General features: G+C 34.8%; 21 protein-coding genes. 7 read left to right on the top strand and 14 right to left on the bottom strand.

Annotation, left to right across the window (positions count from 1 at the left end):
• The first annotated feature begins 44 nt into the window (after positions 1 to 44).
• Positions 45 to 464: a nucleoside-diphosphate kinase gene (locus ACIQ6Z_RS06230; protein ID WP_396210062.1), complete on the top strand. Its 420-nt coding sequence runs from the start codon at positions 45 to 47 to the stop codon at positions 462 to 464.
• A 77-nt stretch (positions 465 to 541) separates the two neighbouring features.
• Here ACIQ6Z_RS06230 and ACIQ6Z_RS06225 read toward each other — a convergent pair whose 3' ends face one another.
• Entirely contained in the window at positions 542 to 838 is a 297-nt protein-coding gene (locus tag ACIQ6Z_RS06225; RefSeq protein WP_396210061.1) for a DUF721 domain-containing protein, read from the bottom strand.
• A 1-nt stretch (position 839) separates the two neighbouring features.
• Complete coding sequence (locus tag ACIQ6Z_RS06220) at positions 840 to 1,259, bottom strand: lipocalin family protein (protein ID WP_396210060.1); 420 nt, start codon at positions 1,257 to 1,259, stop codon at positions 840 to 842.
• A gap of 100 nt (positions 1,260 to 1,359) precedes the next feature.
• Between ACIQ6Z_RS06220 and ACIQ6Z_RS06215 the strand changes: the two genes are divergently transcribed.
• The gene (locus ACIQ6Z_RS06215; protein ID WP_396210059.1) at positions 1,360 to 2,424 is read left to right on the top strand and encodes a serine hydrolase domain-containing protein; all 1,065 of its coding nucleotides are present in this window, start codon (positions 1,360 to 1,362) and stop codon (positions 2,422 to 2,424) included.
• On the opposite strand, the gene ACIQ6Z_RS06210 is transcribed toward ACIQ6Z_RS06215, so the two are convergent.
• The 11 genes from ACIQ6Z_RS06210 to ACIQ6Z_RS06160 form a co-directional block, all read right to left on the bottom strand.
• Entirely contained in the window at positions 2,425 to 2,604 is a 180-nt protein-coding gene (locus ACIQ6Z_RS06210; protein ID WP_396210058.1) for a hypothetical protein, read from the bottom strand. It lies immediately after the preceding gene.
• A 6-nt stretch (positions 2,605 to 2,610) separates the two neighbouring features.
• Positions 2,611 to 3,591, bottom strand: a complete 981-nt coding sequence (gene ftsY / locus ACIQ6Z_RS06205; protein ID WP_396197817.1) for a signal recognition particle-docking protein FtsY — start codon at positions 3,589 to 3,591, stop codon at positions 2,611 to 2,613.
• 123 nt (positions 3,592 to 3,714) lie between these two features.
• Positions 3,715 to 3,867 (bottom strand): DUF4295 domain-containing protein, encoded by a 153-nt coding sequence (locus ACIQ6Z_RS06200; RefSeq protein ID WP_113988621.1) that lies wholly within the window; start codon positions 3,865 to 3,867, stop codon positions 3,715 to 3,717.
• 8 nt (positions 3,868 to 3,875) lie between these two features.
• Positions 3,876 to 4,058, bottom strand: a complete 183-nt coding sequence (gene rpmG, locus ACIQ6Z_RS06195; protein WP_008253902.1) for a 50S ribosomal protein L33 — start codon at positions 4,056 to 4,058, stop codon at positions 3,876 to 3,878.
• Positions 4,059 to 4,079: 21 nt separating this feature from the next.
• Positions 4,080 to 4,322 (bottom strand): 50S ribosomal protein L28, encoded by a 243-nt coding sequence (rpmB, locus tag ACIQ6Z_RS06190; RefSeq protein ID WP_008253904.1) that lies wholly within the window; start codon positions 4,320 to 4,322, stop codon positions 4,080 to 4,082.
• A 79-nt stretch (positions 4,323 to 4,401) separates the two neighbouring features.
• A complete protein-coding gene (locus ACIQ6Z_RS06185) occupies positions 4,402 to 5,649 on the bottom strand; it encodes a CinA family nicotinamide mononucleotide deamidase-related protein (RefSeq protein ID WP_396210057.1) in 1,248 nt (415 codons plus the stop codon).
• Between the two features lie 21 nt (positions 5,650 to 5,670).
• Positions 5,671 to 6,015: a histidine kinase gene (locus tag ACIQ6Z_RS06180; RefSeq protein ID WP_396196770.1), complete on the bottom strand. Its 345-nt coding sequence runs from the start codon at positions 6,013 to 6,015 to the stop codon at positions 5,671 to 5,673.
• Position 6,016: 1 nt separating this feature from the next.
• Positions 6,017 to 6,628 carry a fumarylacetoacetate hydrolase family protein gene (locus ACIQ6Z_RS06175; RefSeq protein ID WP_396210056.1) on the bottom strand — a complete coding sequence of 204 codons (612 nt, stop codon included), beginning with the start codon at positions 6,626 to 6,628 and terminating at the stop codon, positions 6,017 to 6,019.
• 70 nt (positions 6,629 to 6,698) lie between these two features.
• Positions 6,699 to 7,469: an exonuclease domain-containing protein gene (locus ACIQ6Z_RS06170; protein WP_396210055.1), complete on the bottom strand. Its 771-nt coding sequence runs from the start codon at positions 7,467 to 7,469 to the stop codon at positions 6,699 to 6,701.
• An 81-nt stretch (positions 7,470 to 7,550) separates the two neighbouring features.
• Positions 7,551 to 8,843, bottom strand: a complete 1,293-nt coding sequence (locus ACIQ6Z_RS06165) for a dihydrolipoamide acetyltransferase family protein (protein ID WP_396210054.1) — start codon at positions 8,841 to 8,843, stop codon at positions 7,551 to 7,553.
• Between the two features lie 83 nt (positions 8,844 to 8,926).
• Positions 8,927 to 10,051 (bottom strand): glycosyltransferase family 2 protein, encoded by a 1,125-nt coding sequence (locus ACIQ6Z_RS06160; protein ID WP_396210053.1) that lies wholly within the window; start codon positions 10,049 to 10,051, stop codon positions 8,927 to 8,929.
• Between the two features lie 168 nt (positions 10,052 to 10,219).
• On the opposite strand from ACIQ6Z_RS06160, the gene ACIQ6Z_RS06155 reads away from it, so the two are divergent.
• From ACIQ6Z_RS06155 to ACIQ6Z_RS06135, 5 genes are all read left to right on the top strand, one after another.
• The gene (locus ACIQ6Z_RS06155) at positions 10,220 to 12,082 is read left to right on the top strand and encodes an ABC-F family ATP-binding cassette domain-containing protein (protein WP_396210052.1); all 1,863 of its coding nucleotides are present in this window, start codon (positions 10,220 to 10,222) and stop codon (positions 12,080 to 12,082) included.
• Between the two features lie 59 nt (positions 12,083 to 12,141).
• Positions 12,142 to 12,657 (top strand): hypothetical protein, encoded by a 516-nt coding sequence (locus tag ACIQ6Z_RS06150; RefSeq protein ID WP_396210051.1) that lies wholly within the window; start codon positions 12,142 to 12,144, stop codon positions 12,655 to 12,657.
• Between the two features lie 92 nt (positions 12,658 to 12,749).
• Complete coding sequence (locus ACIQ6Z_RS06145; protein ID WP_396210050.1) at positions 12,750 to 13,451, top strand: ABC transporter ATP-binding protein; 702 nt, start codon at positions 12,750 to 12,752, stop codon at positions 13,449 to 13,451.
• Between the two features lie 99 nt (positions 13,452 to 13,550).
• Positions 13,551 to 14,936, top strand: a complete 1,386-nt coding sequence (locus ACIQ6Z_RS06140) for an MATE family efflux transporter (RefSeq protein WP_396210049.1) — start codon at positions 13,551 to 13,553, stop codon at positions 14,934 to 14,936.
• Positions 14,937 to 14,959: 23 nt separating this feature from the next.
• Positions 14,960 to 15,190 carry a hypothetical protein gene (locus ACIQ6Z_RS06135; protein WP_396210048.1) on the top strand — a complete coding sequence of 77 codons (231 nt, stop codon included), beginning with the start codon at positions 14,960 to 14,962 and terminating at the stop codon, positions 15,188 to 15,190.
• A 41-nt stretch (positions 15,191 to 15,231) separates the two neighbouring features.
• On the opposite strand, the gene meaB is transcribed toward ACIQ6Z_RS06135, so the two are convergent.
• On the bottom strand, positions 15,232 to 16,338 hold the full coding sequence (gene meaB, locus ACIQ6Z_RS06130) for a methylmalonyl Co-A mutase-associated GTPase MeaB (RefSeq protein ID WP_396210047.1): 1,107 nt from the start codon (positions 16,336 to 16,338) through the stop codon (positions 15,232 to 15,234).
• Positions 16,339 to 16,397: the final 59 nt, after the last annotated feature.

Below are 16,397 nucleotides of genomic sequence, written 5' to 3'. Positions count from 1 at the left end.
TTGAAGAAATATAGCTACTTTTGCACCCAATAAAAAACAAAAAAATGGCAAGTAATAGAACTTTTACAATGATCAAACCAGATGCTGTTGAAAACGGACACATTGGTGGAATTTTAAATATGATTTCTGAAGGTGGTTTCAGAATTGTAGCAATGAAATTGACGCAATTAACAGTTGCAGATGCTCAAAAATTTTATGCTGTTCACAGCGAAAGACCTTTCTTTGGTGAATTAGTTGAATTCATGACTAGAGGTCCAATTGTAGCAGCTATCTTAGAAAAAGAAAATGCTGTTGAGAGTTTTAGAACTTTAATTGGCGCTACAAATCCAGCTGATGCTGCTGAAGGAACTATCCGTAAAAAATATGCAACTTCAATTGGAGAAAATGCAGTACACGGATCAGATTCTGATGAAAATGCAGCTATCGAAGGTGCTTTTCATTTTGCAGGTAGAGAGCAGTTTTAATTGAAATATGTTGATTTCAGCATTTCAATTTTAACATAAAATATAAAATCTCGTTTCTTTTGGAAACGAGATTTTTTTTATCGCAATATTAAGTGTGTCACCAATTCTTTTTGAACTTCTTCGTTAATCATTTTAATGATTTTGTCCTTTCCATAACTCAGTTCTTCCCGCAACACTGCAGAAGACAAAGCTACATAAAGCGTACTTCCTTTCAATTGAATTTCTGTTGTATAATTATTGACACCGTTACCCATAACATTTTGCCACGCTTCACGCACATTTACTACATCTATGCCAGATTCTAATTTATTTTGAACAATAAATTGTTTGAGTACATCGGCAATCGAATTTTCTTCATTGAATCGTTTTGCCATTTTACTTTACTGAAAATTTGATGGGTCTTTTATAATGATATTCTAAATCTTGGGTATTCTTTACTACAAAATGATCCTTGCTCAAGGTGATGATTTCTTCATTCCATTTTGCGTAAGTCGTTTTATAATGCAAAGTAGCCGAACCATCCTTTAAACTAACTTGGACTGATTCTTTAATATCATTCGTCAAATAACTTCCATCTACCTGAGGCATGACTTTACTTCTAAAGCCTTTTTTTTGTGCAATTTGAAAATAATCGATGGTTTCATTTACTTTATATTCCTTTGTGTCACCATCTGGCAATGTAACTTTTTCAATTTCCCAATAGCCATTTAAGTACTGTAAATCTGTCTCGGAAATTTTTTGTTTACAAGACAACCCTGTAGCTCCTAAAAAAAATAATATGAATAGTTTTTTCATTTTTAAATACTAATAAGGTCTAAAATTACAATTATTTCTGATTTGAATTAAACTAATCCTTATTTTTATTGTCCAAATCTTGATCTATCAAATGCATTCAATGAAAAAATACACATTACTACTAATTTTATTTTGTTTTGGAATTAGTTGCGAAGAAAAGGATTGTGGCTGCCATTCTCCGGAGGAAACCATGTATTTTCCACCAATCGATTCTTCTAATTGGGAAACCAAAAGTGTGACAAGTTTAGGTTGGAATCAATCACAAGTTCAACCTTTGTTGGATTATTTAGCAGAAAAAAACACCAAAAGTTTCATGGTTTTACACAATGGAAAAATTGTGATGGAATACTATTTAAATGGACATTCCGCTTCAGAAATCTGGTATTGGGCCAGTGCTGGAAAAACCTTAACGGCAACCGTTACAGGAATTGCTGAATTTGAAGGATTTTTAAACATCAATAATAAAGTTTCAGATTATATTGGAACAGGTTGGACAAGCATTCCGTTGGCCAAAGAAAATTTAATCACCAACAAGCATTTACTTACCATGACATCTGGATTAAATGACGCATTAGGAGATGATGTTTCCCCAACCAACTTGCAATATGTCTCAGATGCTGGAACACGATGGGCCTATCACAATGTTTATGTGAAATTGCAAGACGTAGTTGCCCAAGCGACAAATCAAACCTGGAATAACTATTTTAACACCAAATTGAGAAATAAAATTGGGATGAGTGGTTTTTGGCTACCATTAAACGGTTTAAGTGTTTATCGAAGCGATACACGAAGTATGGCACGTTTTGGATTATTAGCGCTTAATAATGGAAAATGGGAAAACGACCAAATTGTTCCAATAAATTACATGCAAAATGCTACAACTACTTCACAAAGTAGCAACTTAGCTTATGGCTATTTATGGTGGTTAAACGGGAAATCCAGCTATCGATTACCCCAAACGCAATTTCAGTTTAATGGAAAAATTATTCCATCTGCCCCCGATGATATGTATTGTGCTTTAGGAAAAAACGATCAAAAAATATATGTCGTTCCCAGTAGAAAGTTAGTCATTGTAAGAATGGGAAATGCTGCTGATGCTGTTAATATGGCCCTTTCCGATTTTGATGAAGTATTGTGGGAAAAAATTAATGCTTTAATCAATTAATTATTTTTTCTCTTTCTTTTTTGCGCTTGTCAGTTTTATGAATACATACATAAATATGGCAAAAGAAATCAATCGCAAAGACATAAAAATAAAGCCCGTTTCGTCAAAAGGAAATGCTAAAAGGGCTAACACTAAAGCTATTAAAAGCAGCTTAACCATTTTATATTTTAAAAATTCCATAATTATTTATTTAAAAAATGAATCCACAAATTCATACTTATTGAAAACTTGTAGGTCTTCAATTCCTTCACCAACTCCAATATATTTAACCGGAATTTGAAATTGATCAGATATACCTATAACAACGCCACCTTTAGCTGTTCCATCTAATTTGGTGACCGCCAAACAAGAAACTTCAGTAGCAGCAGTAAATTGTTTGGCTTGCTCAAAAGCATTCTGACCAGTTGAACCGTCTAAAACCAACAATACATCGTTTGGTGTGTCTTCCACCACTTTTTGCATTACTTTTTTCACTTTAGAAAGTTCGTTCATTAATCCCACTTTATTGTGTAAACGACCTGCTGTATCGATAATAACCACATCGGCGTTTTGTGCTACAGCGCTTTGTAAAGTGTCAAAAGCAACAGAAGCAGGATCGCTTCCCATTTGTTGTTTTACAATTGGTACACCTACTCTATCGGCCCAGATTTGTAATTGATCAATGGCTGCCGCTCTAAACGTATCTGCAGCACCTAATACTACGTTATAACCTGCTTTTTTGAATTGGTAGGCTAATTTTCCAATGGTAGTTGTTTTTCCAACACCATTAACACCAACTACCATAATTACGTAAGGTTTCTTATCGGCTGGAATTGAAAATTCGGTAGCTTCGCCCGAATTGGTTTCCGATAATAAACTGGCAATTTCTTCACGAAGAATTCCATTGAGTTCATCGGTGCCCAAATATTTATCTTTAGAAACACGCTCTTCGATGCGTTCAATAATTTTTAAAGTGGTATTCACTCCTACATCTGAAGAAACTAATATTTCTTCTAAATTATCTAAAACTTCATCATCTACCTTTGACTTACCCGCAACCGCTTTGGTTAATTTTGAAAAAAAAGAAGTTTTCGTTTTTTCCAAACCTTTGTCCAACGTTTGTTTCTCTTGATCGGTTAAGATGGGTTCCTTTTTTTCGGAAGAAAATATTTTTTTAAAAAAACTCATACGTTTTAATTTCTGATTACTAAATAAGAAATAATTGTTGCTTTACGTTCGTTGACAACAAATGTAAAAATAAAAAAGCTACTTTCAAACGAAAGTAGCTTATCTATATAATTGTTTAATGAATTATTTCTTTTTCAAGAATTCATCAACTAATTCAGGAGCCATCACAGATTCAACGAATGTGTAAGCGCCAGTTTTTGGAGATTTAACCATTTTAATAGCTTTGGTTAATCTTTTAGAAGCTGTTTGTAAAGTTGCTACGGTTTTCTTTGCCATGACTTATCTTATTTAATTTCTTTATGTACAGTTACTCTCTTCAAAATTGGATTAAATTTTTTGATCTCTAATCTATCTGGAGTGTTTTTTTTATTTTTAGTTGTAATGTAACGAGACGTTCCAGGAACTCCTGAAGTTTTGTGCTCTGTACATTCTAAAATAACTTGGATTCTATTACCTTTCTTTGCCATTTTGATATATATTATTGCGGATTATACAGATTTAACAAATCCGTTTGCTTTTGCATTTTTCAATACAGCAGCAATTCCATTTTTATTAATAGTTTTTAATGCAGCAGTTGAAATTTTCAACGTTACCCATCTATCTTCTTCAGGAATGTAAAAACGTTTTTTTACTAAGTTAACAGAGAATTTTCTCTTCGTTTTGTTCATAGCGTGAGAAACATTGTTCCCTACCATTGCTCTTTTACCTGTAAGTTCACAAACTCTTGACATTATTATTCAGCTTTATTTCGTTATCTAAAATCAGGGTGCAAAGAAACAAAATCGATTTCATATACACAACTATCTTTTATTATTTTTTTAAAATTTCTTTATAAATGAGTTCCAATGATTTACCAACTGCCCTATCTATTACCTTTTCACGTGGTTGACCGAAGTTAAACTCTTCAACAAAAACCCCCTTTGGACCAGCAACAGCAATAAAAACAGTACCCAAATCAGCCGCAATATCTCCCTTAGACGGACCCGCATTACCAGTGGTTGCAATGGCATAATCAACGTGCATCATTTTTTGAAGTCCTAGCGCCATTTTTGTTGCCACTTCAGCACTCACAACACCGTAGGTTTCGATTGTTGTTTTATCAACTCCTAAAACCCCTATTTTAGTTGCTGTCGCATAACTCACAACACTTCCTTTAAAATAATTTGAAGCGCCAGGAACTGCTGTTATTGTGGCCGCAATTTTACCTCCCGTACAACTTTCAGCGGTTGCCAATGTGAATTTATTTTCCTTCAATAAACGCCCTAACACCACTTCAATCGCCTCATCTTCATTGTAACCGACAATAATATCATTCAGTATCAAATCCAGCTGCTGAACTTGCTTAGCCATTTCATCCTCTAGTTTTTCCTTATTTGTACCTCGAGCGGTTAATCGCAGCCTTACTTTTCCTGGACTCGGTAAATAGGCCAACTTAATACATTCGGGTAAATTATCTTCCCAAGCTTCTATTTGTTCCGCAATCAAACTTTCGCCTCGACCATAAGTCATTATGGTTTGATGTATAATGTAAGGGCGTTCAAATTTGGCTACCAAACTTGGCACCACTTCATTATCAATCAAATATTTCATTTCATAAGGAACACCGGGCAAAGAAATAAAAACCATATCCTCTTTTTCCATCCACATTCCTGGAGCTGTTCCCACCTGATTGAACAAAACTTTTGAAGTGGAAGGCACCAAAGCTTGTTCTTTATTTATTTGCGTAATGGGTCTTTTATAAATGCCTTCAATTATGGCTTTAACATGGGTCAATACAGCTTCATTTTCGACCAAAAAATCATCAAAATAATCACAAAATGTTTTTTTGGTAATATCATCTTTGGTAGGACCCAATCCACCCGTAACGATTACGACCTGAACCTTATTTTGTAATTGTTGAAACGTTTGAATTATATGGGTTTTATCATCTGAGATCGACAGCATTTCATAGGTTGCTATGCCTATTTTATCAAGTGCTTTTGCAATATATGACGAATTTGTATCTATAATTTGGCCAATAAGAATTTCATCACCAATAGTAACAATTGCTGCTTTCATCTTTTGTTTTCTTTTCGAAATTTACAATTTAAAATCCTTTTTGATTTCCTTACTTGCTAAGTCGATTCGGTCTTTTAATGACTTATAGACTTCTTTGATTTCTTTGCGCTTCCCTTCGGTTTTGGTCCACGACATAATTTGCAAATTCTCTTCATAGGACATATCCATGCCTAACAAATCTAAAGTTGGTTTAATTTTATGGCACGCAGCATAGGTGCGGGTATAATCTTTCTCTTCAATAGCTAATCGAATGGATTTCATTTCTGCAGGAACTTCCTCCAAAAACAAAGTTACTATTTGCAATGCAAAATCGGTATCGTTTTCCGAAATTTCATACACTTTTGCTAGATTATACTGTAAAGCCATATTACTTAATTTGTATTTTAAAGAGTGATTTCCCTTCCATGAACCCCTCTAAAACATCTCCTTCTGTGACTTTTGCTACTCCTTTTGGAGTTCCTGTAAAAAGGATATCGCCTTTTTTTAAGGTAAAAAACTGAGAAACATACGCCACTAATGCATCTATATTCCAAAGCATCAACGCTGTATTTCCAGTTTGTACCATTTCACCGTTGGATTTCAATTCAAAGTTAATATTTTCCATTGAATTCAACTCTTTTTTCGGTAAAAAGGCACCAATTACCGCTGAATGGTCAAAAGCTTTCGCTTTTTCCCACGGCAAACCTTTTTCTTTCAGTTGCGATTGAATATCTCTGGCTGTAAAATCAATTCCTAAGCCAATTTCGTCATAATATTTATGTGCAAATTTTGCATCAATATATTTACCTACTTTACAAATCTTAACCAACACCTCTACCTCATGGTGCACATCATTACTGAATGCGGGGATTACAAATGGTGTTTTTTTGGGTAAAACCGCAGTATCTGGTTTTAAAAAAATAACGGGTTCTGTCGGTTTTTCGTTATTAAGTTCCGAAATATGGTCTACGTAATTGCGACCGATGCAGATTATTTTCATGTTTTTAGTAATTCGTAATTGGGAAAAAAGTAATTAGCAACTAGTAACTAATTACTTTTTACTAATCACTCTATTTTGTATTTAACTTTCTCAATTTAATAGCGGTCAGCACTTTTTTAGTATACAAAGGGAAATCGGCGTTTTGAATCCAGCCAAAATAACCCGGTTCTTTATCAAAAACATCATCTACCAATGCGCCTTTGTGTTTTCCAAAAGTAAAAATTTCTTTTCCTTCGTTATTCAACGCAATAAATCCTGCAAAATCAACTGATTTTTTTCGTGTCGTAAATTCAGATAACAATTTCATATCATTCTCTAAATTTTCATAGCGATCCAGTTGCGATTTTAAAATTTCGTACGTAGCCATGGTATCGGCTTCAGCGCTGTGTGCGTTTTCCAAACTTTGTCCGCAGTAAAATTTATAGGCGGCACTTAATGTTCTTTCTTCCATTTTATGAAAAATAGTTTGCACATCTACCGAAACTCTGTTCTTCATATCAAAATCAACTTCGGCACGCAATAATTCTTCAGCCAAAAGCGGAATATCAAAGCGATCGGAATTAAATCCGGCCAAATCAGAATCTTTAATCATGTTATGAACTTGAGTCGCTAATTCTTTAAATGTGGGTTCGTTGGCTACTTTTTCATCGGAAATACCATGAACAGCAGTAGACTGCGGTGGAATGGGCATCGTAGGATTGACCAACCATGTTTTACTTTCTTTGTTGCCGTTTGGGTATACTTTAAAAATTGAAATTTCAACAATTCGATCTCGTGCCACATCAATTCCAGTAGTTTCAAGATCAAAAAAGCATATTGGGCGGGTTAATTTTAATTCCATAATATTGTTATAAGTGACAAAGATAGAAAAACCCGACAGCTTTTAAAACTATCGGGCTTACTTCTATACTATGCTATTTGATTATATTTCTCTATTCGGATCAAATGCTTCGAGGTATTCTGCAACGCGCTTCACAAAACTTCCTCCTAAAGCGCCATCTACCACTCTATGGTCGTAAGAATGCGATAAGAACATTTTTTGACGGATTCCAATGAAATCACCTTCTGGCGTTTCAATAACCGCTGGCACTTTTCGAATAGCACCTAAAGCTAAAATCCCTACTTGCGGTTGGTTGATAATTGGCGTTCCAAAAACAGAACCAAAAGTCCCCACATTAGTAACTGTATATGTGCCGCCTTGTGTGTCATCTGGTTTTAATTTTCCGGCTTTAGCACGGTTTCCTAAATCGTTTACCGCTTTGGCCATCCCTACTAAATTCAATTGATCTGCATTTTTAATTACCGGAACGATCAAGTTTCCATTAGGCAGAGCTGCCGCCATTCCTAAGTTAATATTTTTGCGTTTGATGATAAATTCTCCATCAACCGAAATATTCATTCCTGGAAAATCTTTCAACGCTTTAGCTACCGCTTCCATAAAAATTGGCGTAAACGTTAATTTTTCACCTTCTCTTTTTTCGAAAGTATTTTTAACTTTATCTCTCCATTTTACAATGTTGGTAACATCTACTTCTATAAACGACTGCACGTGGGCAGAAGTTTGAACGGAAGCAACCATATACCCCGAAATCAACTTACGCATTCGGTCCATTTCTACAATCTCGTCACCCCCATTTACAGAAACTGGTTGAGGGTTAGGAGTTGAAACAACAGGCTGAGCACTTGCAACTGAAGACTGAACACTAGATTGACTTGCTCTACTTTTGATATATTTTAATACATCTTCTTTAGTGACGCGACCGTCTTTACCTGAACCCAAAATAGCTTCTAACTCGGCTAAAGAAATTCCTTCTTCTTTGGCAATGTTTTTTACTAAAGGCGAATAGAATTTATCCGATGAAGAAAAATCAGCTGAAGCTACAGCTTCAACAGCAACTTCAACAGTTTTAGTTACTTCCGCAACAGCAACTGACACATCAGTCTTTACTTCTGGAACAGCTGCAACAGCTCCACCATCAGTTTCAATAATAGCAATTGTTTGACCTACCTGTACTACATCATCTACATTGAAAAGGATTTCAACTAATGTTCCTGAAACTTCAGAAGGCACTTCACTATCTACCTTATCTGTAGCGATTTCCAAGACTGCTTCATCCATTGCGATAGTATCGCCTACCTTTTTCAACCAATTGGTCACTGTTGCTTCTGCAACACTTTCGCCCATTTTAGGTAATTTCAATTCAAACTTTGCCATATCTTTAAACTAAAGTTGTGTTTTTGTATTTCGTTTGCAAAAATACTAATTTTTCGTTCTTTTTTCAAAGAAATCAATAATTTTTACAACATAATTATTTGTCCTTTATCTGTAGAATGATTACTCCCAATTACGTAATTCGAACTCACTATATAATTCTTAAAACTAAGGTTTTTATCTTTGTTTTGCTCCATAAAAGTAATAATTTCAGCAAAACTAAAAGTCGCGGTATCAAAAATTATTTCTCTGTTTTTTGAAGGCTCGCTTTCAAACTGATTTAAACTCGAATAATATAGCGTTTTTTGAGATAGATTTATTTGAAGTTGCCCTTTGGTAAAAACAACATATTCATCTATAGTCCTCACTTCATCTTTTTGCTCGTGTTTTTTTAACAGACTAAATACAAAACTTCCCACATACATCATCCCATCAAAAAACCAAGATTTTTTAAAGTGTTTTTTATAAAAAAACTGCATGGCTTCTTGAAAACGTCTTCTGTAGGTTCCATCGCGAACTGTACTCTCCCCTTTGTAATGAATTATCGAAGTTTCGTGAAAATAATAATTTGATTTTCCTGATTTTTCAATCGTATAACTCAAATCAATATCATCAGAGTACATAAAGCAATCTTCATCAAATCCTCCCACTTCGAGATACAATATACGCGGCATCCACATAAAAGCACCCACTAAAATAGCCACTTTTCCCGATTCATTTTCAGCTAAATGTTGGGCATAATAGTCCCCGAAGGCATTTGAAATTTTATACAATCCAAATAGCTTTGTGAAAGCTACCCATGGAGTTGGAACGCCTCGTTTACTTTCGGGAAGAAATTTTCCAGAACCGTCGATTAATTTACAACCGATAATGCCGAGTTGGGAGTTGAGAATTGAGAGTTGGGAGTTTAAAATTTTGACAAAAGTATCTTCAGCCACAACGGTATCAGGATTTAAGATGCAAATATAGTCGCCTTTAGCCTCTGCAACTCCAATGTTATTCCCTTTTGGAAAACCTAAATTAGCTGAATTTTTAATGAGTTTAACATGAGGAAATTTAGTCTTCACCATGTCACAACTATCATCTGAAGAAGCATTGTCAACGACAATAATTTCCGAATCAATTCCTTCTAATGCTCTTTGAACACTAAACAAACACTGCTCTAAAAAATAGCGCACATTATAATTCAGGATGATTACGGATAGTTGCATGGATTTTATTTTCAATATTCAATTAACGAATTAGGCAATTAATTGATGAGTCAAAGTTGCAATTTTTATTTATGAATTGCAAAAATTGAGAATCCAATATCAAATATTAACCTTACTTTTGTACTCCTATTGTCTCATTGGCAAATTTTTAAATTTTCAAATTATTTCATGAACTACCTATCAGTCGAAAATATCTCTAAATCTTATGGCGAACGTGTGTTGTTTGACAACATTTCTTTTGGCATCAACAAAGATCAAAAAATAGCATTTATTGCCAAAAACGGTTCGGGAAAAACTACCATTATGAATATGATTAATGGCCTAGACGAACCCGACACTGGGCAAGTAGTCATTCGGAAAGAGATCAACATGGCATTTTTGTCGCAAAACAATAATTTGCAAGACGAATTAACCATTGAGGAAAATATTTTTGCTTCGGATAATGAAATATTAAAAGTCATCGAGCGCTATGAAAAAGCACTCGAAAACCCAAACGACGAGGAAGCCTATCAAAGAGCCTTTGACGACATGGACCGCCATAATGCTTGGGATTTTGAAACGCAATTCAAGCAAATTTTGTTCAAATTGAAGTTGGAAGACTTAAAAATGAAAGTCAAAAACATGTCGGGTGGACAAAAAAAGCGTTTGTCATTAGCCATCATATTAATCAGTAAACCCGATTTGCTAATTTTAGACGAACCCACCAATCACTTGGATTTAGAAATGATTGAATGGTTAGAAGATTATTTCGCCAAAGAGAACATTACCCTATTTATGGTGACACACGATCGTTTCTTCCTTGAACGCGTTTGTAATGAAATCATCGAATTAGACAACGGAAAAATTTATCAATACAAAGGCAATTATTCCTATTATTTGGCGAAAAAAGAAGAACGTTTGGCTTCTGAAAATGCCAGTATTGACAAGGCTCAAAACCTATTTGTAAAAGAATTGGCTTGGATGCGTCGTCAACCCAAAGCGCGAACCACCAAATCCAAATCAAGACAAGATGATTTCTATGTCATCAAAGAAAAAGCAGAAAGCCGTCGAAAAGAAAATGTAGTGGAGCTCGAAATCAATATGGAGCGCATGGGAAGTAAGATCATTGAAATGGTAAAATTGAATAAGAATTTTCAAGATCGAAAAATATTGGAAGATTTCTCTTATTCATTTCAACGAGGGGAACGCATTGGAATTATCGGTAAAAACGGAACCGGAAAATCGACTTTTTTAAATATTTTAACTCAAACCCTACCTCCCGATTCGGGAAAAGTAATCATAGGCGATACCATAAAAATTGGTTATTATACCCAAAGTGGTATCAACCCAAAACCCGGTCAAAAAGTAATTGACATCATTAAAGAATACGGAGAATACATTCCGCTGACGAAAGGAAAAATCATTTCGGCTTCGCAATTGTTAGAACGCTTTTTATTTGATGCAAAAAAGCAATATGATTTTGTAGAAAAATTGAGTGGTGGCGAATTGAAACGATTGTATTTGTGTACTGTTTTGATTCAAAATCCGAATTTCTTGATTCTGGACGAACCTACCAATGATTTAGACATTGTAACATTGAATGTTTTGGAAAGTTTCTTATTGGACTTTCCAGGTTGCTTGTTAGTAGTGAGTCATGACCGTTATTTTATGGACAAAATTGTGGACCATTTATTTGTATTTAGAGGCGAAGGACAGATTGAAGATTTCCCTGGAAATTATTCCGATTTTAGAGCTTATGAAGATTCAGCCGAACCCAAAACTTTGTCCAATGTGAGTACGGAGAAAGTAAATTGGAAAGAAAAAAATACTGCTACTGTTGGGTTGAATTTCAACGAACAAAAAGAATACAATAAATTAGAACGTGAAATAAAGGATCTCGAATACAACAAAAAACAAATCGAGCAAGAATTTGCCGATGGCAAAGTGACAGATGATGCTATTGAAAACAAAGCAAATGAATTGCAAAAAATCATCCAATCTTTAGAAGCAAAAGAAGAACGCTGGTTTGAGTTGTCAAGTAAAATGGAATAAAAAAAGTAATTAGTGAATAGCCCGACAAATTACTATTCACTCTTCACGAATCACTATTAATGCAACATCAAATTATATCATACCTAAAATTCCTTTGGAACGCCAAAAACGAACATGGCGTGCATTCGCCTTTTGCATATGATTTGGTTACGAAATGTTTTTATTCACGATACGTTCCTGAAAAAAATACAACAAACCTTACGAACAACAAACTCTTACTAAAAACCCTAACGTATTTAAATTTGAAGGATATCATTCGTTTTGATACCCAAGAAAATTTACATTCAACGATAAATGGCTTACTACTTTCCAGTAATGCACTTCAAAATTTTTCCATCGATAAAACATTGCCATTTTGCACTAATGACAGCTGTTTTTTTGTAGAGCATATTCACAAAACAAAAGAAAACGAACTCATTTGGAAACAACTGTACCAGCATGAAGCAGTAACGTGTAGCATAGAAACGTATAATTTAGGCCTGTTATTTATTCGAAAAGAACAACAAAAAGAGCATTTCATAATCAACCCAAATAAATCGTTTAGTTCACTGCTATTTGAAAGAATTCGTTTTTAGTTGTAACAAAATCGACATTTTTTCTACTTATAAAAGTATCGAAATTTAAAACTTCATAAATTACTATTTGTTAATTTTCATTTTTTAGTCAAATGGCAGAATCATTAATCAGTATTACCAATATCAAAAGAGATTTCCCTTTAGGAAACGAAATCGTTTATGTATTAAAAGGCATTGATTTAGAAATAAAAAAAGGCGAATATGTAGCATTGATGGGGCCTTCAGGCTCAGGAAAATCAACCTTGATGAATATTTTGGGCTGTTTGGACACGCCCACTTCAGGCACGTACATTTTAAATGGAAAACACGTGAGTGAAATGCAAGACGATGAATTGGCAGGCATTCGAAATAAAGAAATCGGATTTGTCTTCCAAACATTTAACTTAATGCCTCGAACGACTGCACTAGATAATGTAGCTTTACCAATGGTATATGCAGGATATTCTAAATCGGAACGCATCGAAAGAGCAACTGAAGTATTAAAACAAGTAGGATTAGATGATCGAATGGATCACAAACCCAACCAACTTTCTGGTGGTCAACGCCAACGTGTAGCTGTTGCAAGAGCCTTGGTTAACAAGCCTTCCATAATTCTTGCAGATGAACCAACAGGAAACTTAGACAGTAAAACTTCGGTAGAAATTATGAATTTATTCAACGAAATTCACGCCAATGGCAACACGGTAATCTTAGTAACACACGAAGAAGAAATTGCAGCCTATGCTCACCGAATCATTCGTTTACGAGATGGAATTATCGAAAGTGATACGCAAAATACCCATATAAAAAAGTAACTACTGACCACTATAAATCTACCCGACACGATGCAGAATCTGGTCGGGTTTTTTCTTGCTTTCGCAGTCAAAATAACTACCTTTGCCCAAAAATAACAAATGAATTTTTCTAACTATACTAAAGAATTTTCGTACAACTTTAAATTGGCCTATCCTATTATTTTAGGCATGCTAGGCCATACGCTTATTGGTATTGTTGACAACATCATGGTAGGAAAATTAGGATCTACTGAGCTTGCTGCCGTATCATTAGGTAATAGCTTTATTTTTATTGCGATGTCTCTAGGTATAGGATTCTCAACGGCCATAACTCCACTAATTGCAGAAGCAGATGCCGAAAAAGATGAGAAAAAAATTCGCTCCACCTTTCATCATGGATTGCTGTTGTGCACGGTATTGGGTGTTGCGCTTTTTGCTTTGATAGTATTAGCCAAACCCATTATGTTATTGATGCACCAACCCAAAGAAGTTGTTGAAATGGCCTATCCTTATATAGATTGGGTAGCTTTTTCTTTAATTCCCGTAATCATCTATCAAGGGTATAAGCAATTTGCAGATGGTTTATCGCGTACAAAATATTCTATGTATGCTATATTTATGGCAAATGTGGTACATATTTTCTTCAATTATGTCTTAATTTATGGCGTTTGGATTTTTCCTAAATTAGGCATCTTGGGAGCTGCTTTAGGAACCGTTATCTCCAGAATAATGATGGTCGTGTTCATACATTATATGTTGAAATATGATACGAGCATAAAAATCTATTTCAAAAATTTCAGTTTTAGAGAAATCAAAAAATCGGTACTTAAAAAAATAATCAATTTAGGAACTCCATCGGCCATGCAAATGCTGTTTGAAGTAAGTTTATTTACAGGTGCCATCTGGTTGAGTGGTAGCATCGGAAAAACAAGTCAGGCTGCAAATCAAATAGCACTTACCTTAGCTACACTGACCTTTATGTTTGCTATGGGACTAAGTGTTACGGCAATGATTCGAATTTCAAATCAGAAAGGATTAAAGGACTATGTTAATTTAGTAGTTGTAGCCAAATCGATTTATCTCTTAGCCATAATCATTGAAATTATCTTTGCGATTTTGTTTATAGTCTTCCACAATTACCTGCCGCCTTTGTTTCTGAATTTAGAAAACACGCAGCAAGCGGTAGACAACCTAGAAGTGATACAAATTGCTTCCAAATTGCTTTTAGTTGCTGCCGTTTTTCAAATATCAGACGGTTTACAAGTAGTAGTATTAGGCGCGCTTCGTGGATTGCAAGATGTTAAATATCCTATGTATATCACTTTTGTCGCGTATTGGTTAATAGGGTTTCCCATTTCCATTTATTTGGGATTAAAGACAGAATTGAAAGCAGTAGGAATTTGGATTGGACTTTTAGCAGGATTGACAGTAGCCGCAATATTTTTGTATATTCGCTTTAGTTATTTGACAAAAAAAATGATTCAAGAGCAAGTTCAATTTCCATAACAAACATATTAAAATCAAAAAAAATGACTTTACCAAAATTTGTAATCGGTGACAACACTGATTTTCCGGAAGATATTTTTATTATTCACCTTGAATATCCTCGATTTGTTATTAATTTAAAGGATGACGAAGTAGAATTCTTAGAAGATATTGAAGAAGAAGACGAAAAGGAATTGGAATCCGAAATGGAACATTTAATTACCATTGCTGGAGAATTTTATGATCGCGAAATTGATCGTTACGAAAAGGAATAGTGATCAGTGTTCAGTAAAAGTGTTCAGATATACAATAATTACTAATCACTTTTTACTAATTTCTCTTTATTAAAATACTGTCCCAGCAAACTCATAGCGGCTGCAAAAGGTGAAATTTCATTGGTTGCAACGGCTTTTTTATTTTCTTCTAAGAGTTGGATGACATTGGGATGGTTGTAAAAATGCGATTTCAATTGCTCAAGGATGGTCTCCATCATCCAAAATTGGTTTTGATTTTGACGTTTTTCCTCAAAATAATGATTGGATTTTACGAATTCAAAATACTCGGATATAATTTCCCAAATGGCATCAATTCCCGTGTTTTCATAAGCACTACAAGTCGTTACTTTAGGTGTCCATCCTGAAGATTTGGGTGGAAATAAGTGTAAGGCTCTATTGAATTCTGTCTTGGCTAATTTGGCTTTAGCAATATTATCACCATCTGCTTTGTTGATGACGATGGTATCGGCCATTTCCATAATACCGCGTTTGATACCCTGCAATTCATCACCAGCACCCGAAATTTTCAACAACAAAAAGAAATCGACCATACTGTGTACTGCGGTTTCACTTTGCCCCACTCCTACTGTTTCAATAATTATTGTATCAAATCCACACGCTTCACAGAGAATAATGGATTCCCGTGTCTTTCTAGCCACACCACCTAAGGTGTCTCCTGAAGCACTCGGTCGGATAAACGCATTTTTGTCTTTTACCAATTCTTCCATTCGGGTTTTGTCACCCAAAATACTGCCGTGAGTTATCGACGAACTGGGATCTACGGCCAATACCGCCACTTTTTTACCCAGCGAAGTTAAATACGAACCAAAGGCTTCAATGAAGGTGCTTTTTCCAACACCAGGCACACCTGTTATACCAATTCGGAGGGAATTATTCGCATGAGGCAAACAACTATTTATCACATCATTTGCTTTGAGTAAATGATCGGGATTCGTGCTTTCTACCAAAGTAATGGCACGACTCAAAGCAGTTATATCGCCTTGTAAAATTCCTGAAATCAATTCTTCTGACGTAGGCTGTTGCTTTCTAAATTGCTGAATTTGCTGCGCTACAACTGAACTCACGACTTCAGGTTGTTCCACGCCGTGAATTTCAGAAAGTGCAGATTTTTTATTACTTTTACTCAAGAAAAAAAGTTTTATTTTGTAAATGTAGCAAATTTTATCCATTTTAAACTAATGAACCT

The organism is Flavobacterium sp. (assembly GCF_044376915.1).
Taxonomy (GTDB): Bacteria; Bacteroidota; Bacteroidia; order Flavobacteriales; family Flavobacteriaceae; genus Flavobacterium.
Note: the sequence above shows the minus strand (reverse complement) of the source record. Positions and strands in the feature narration are given on the sequence as shown.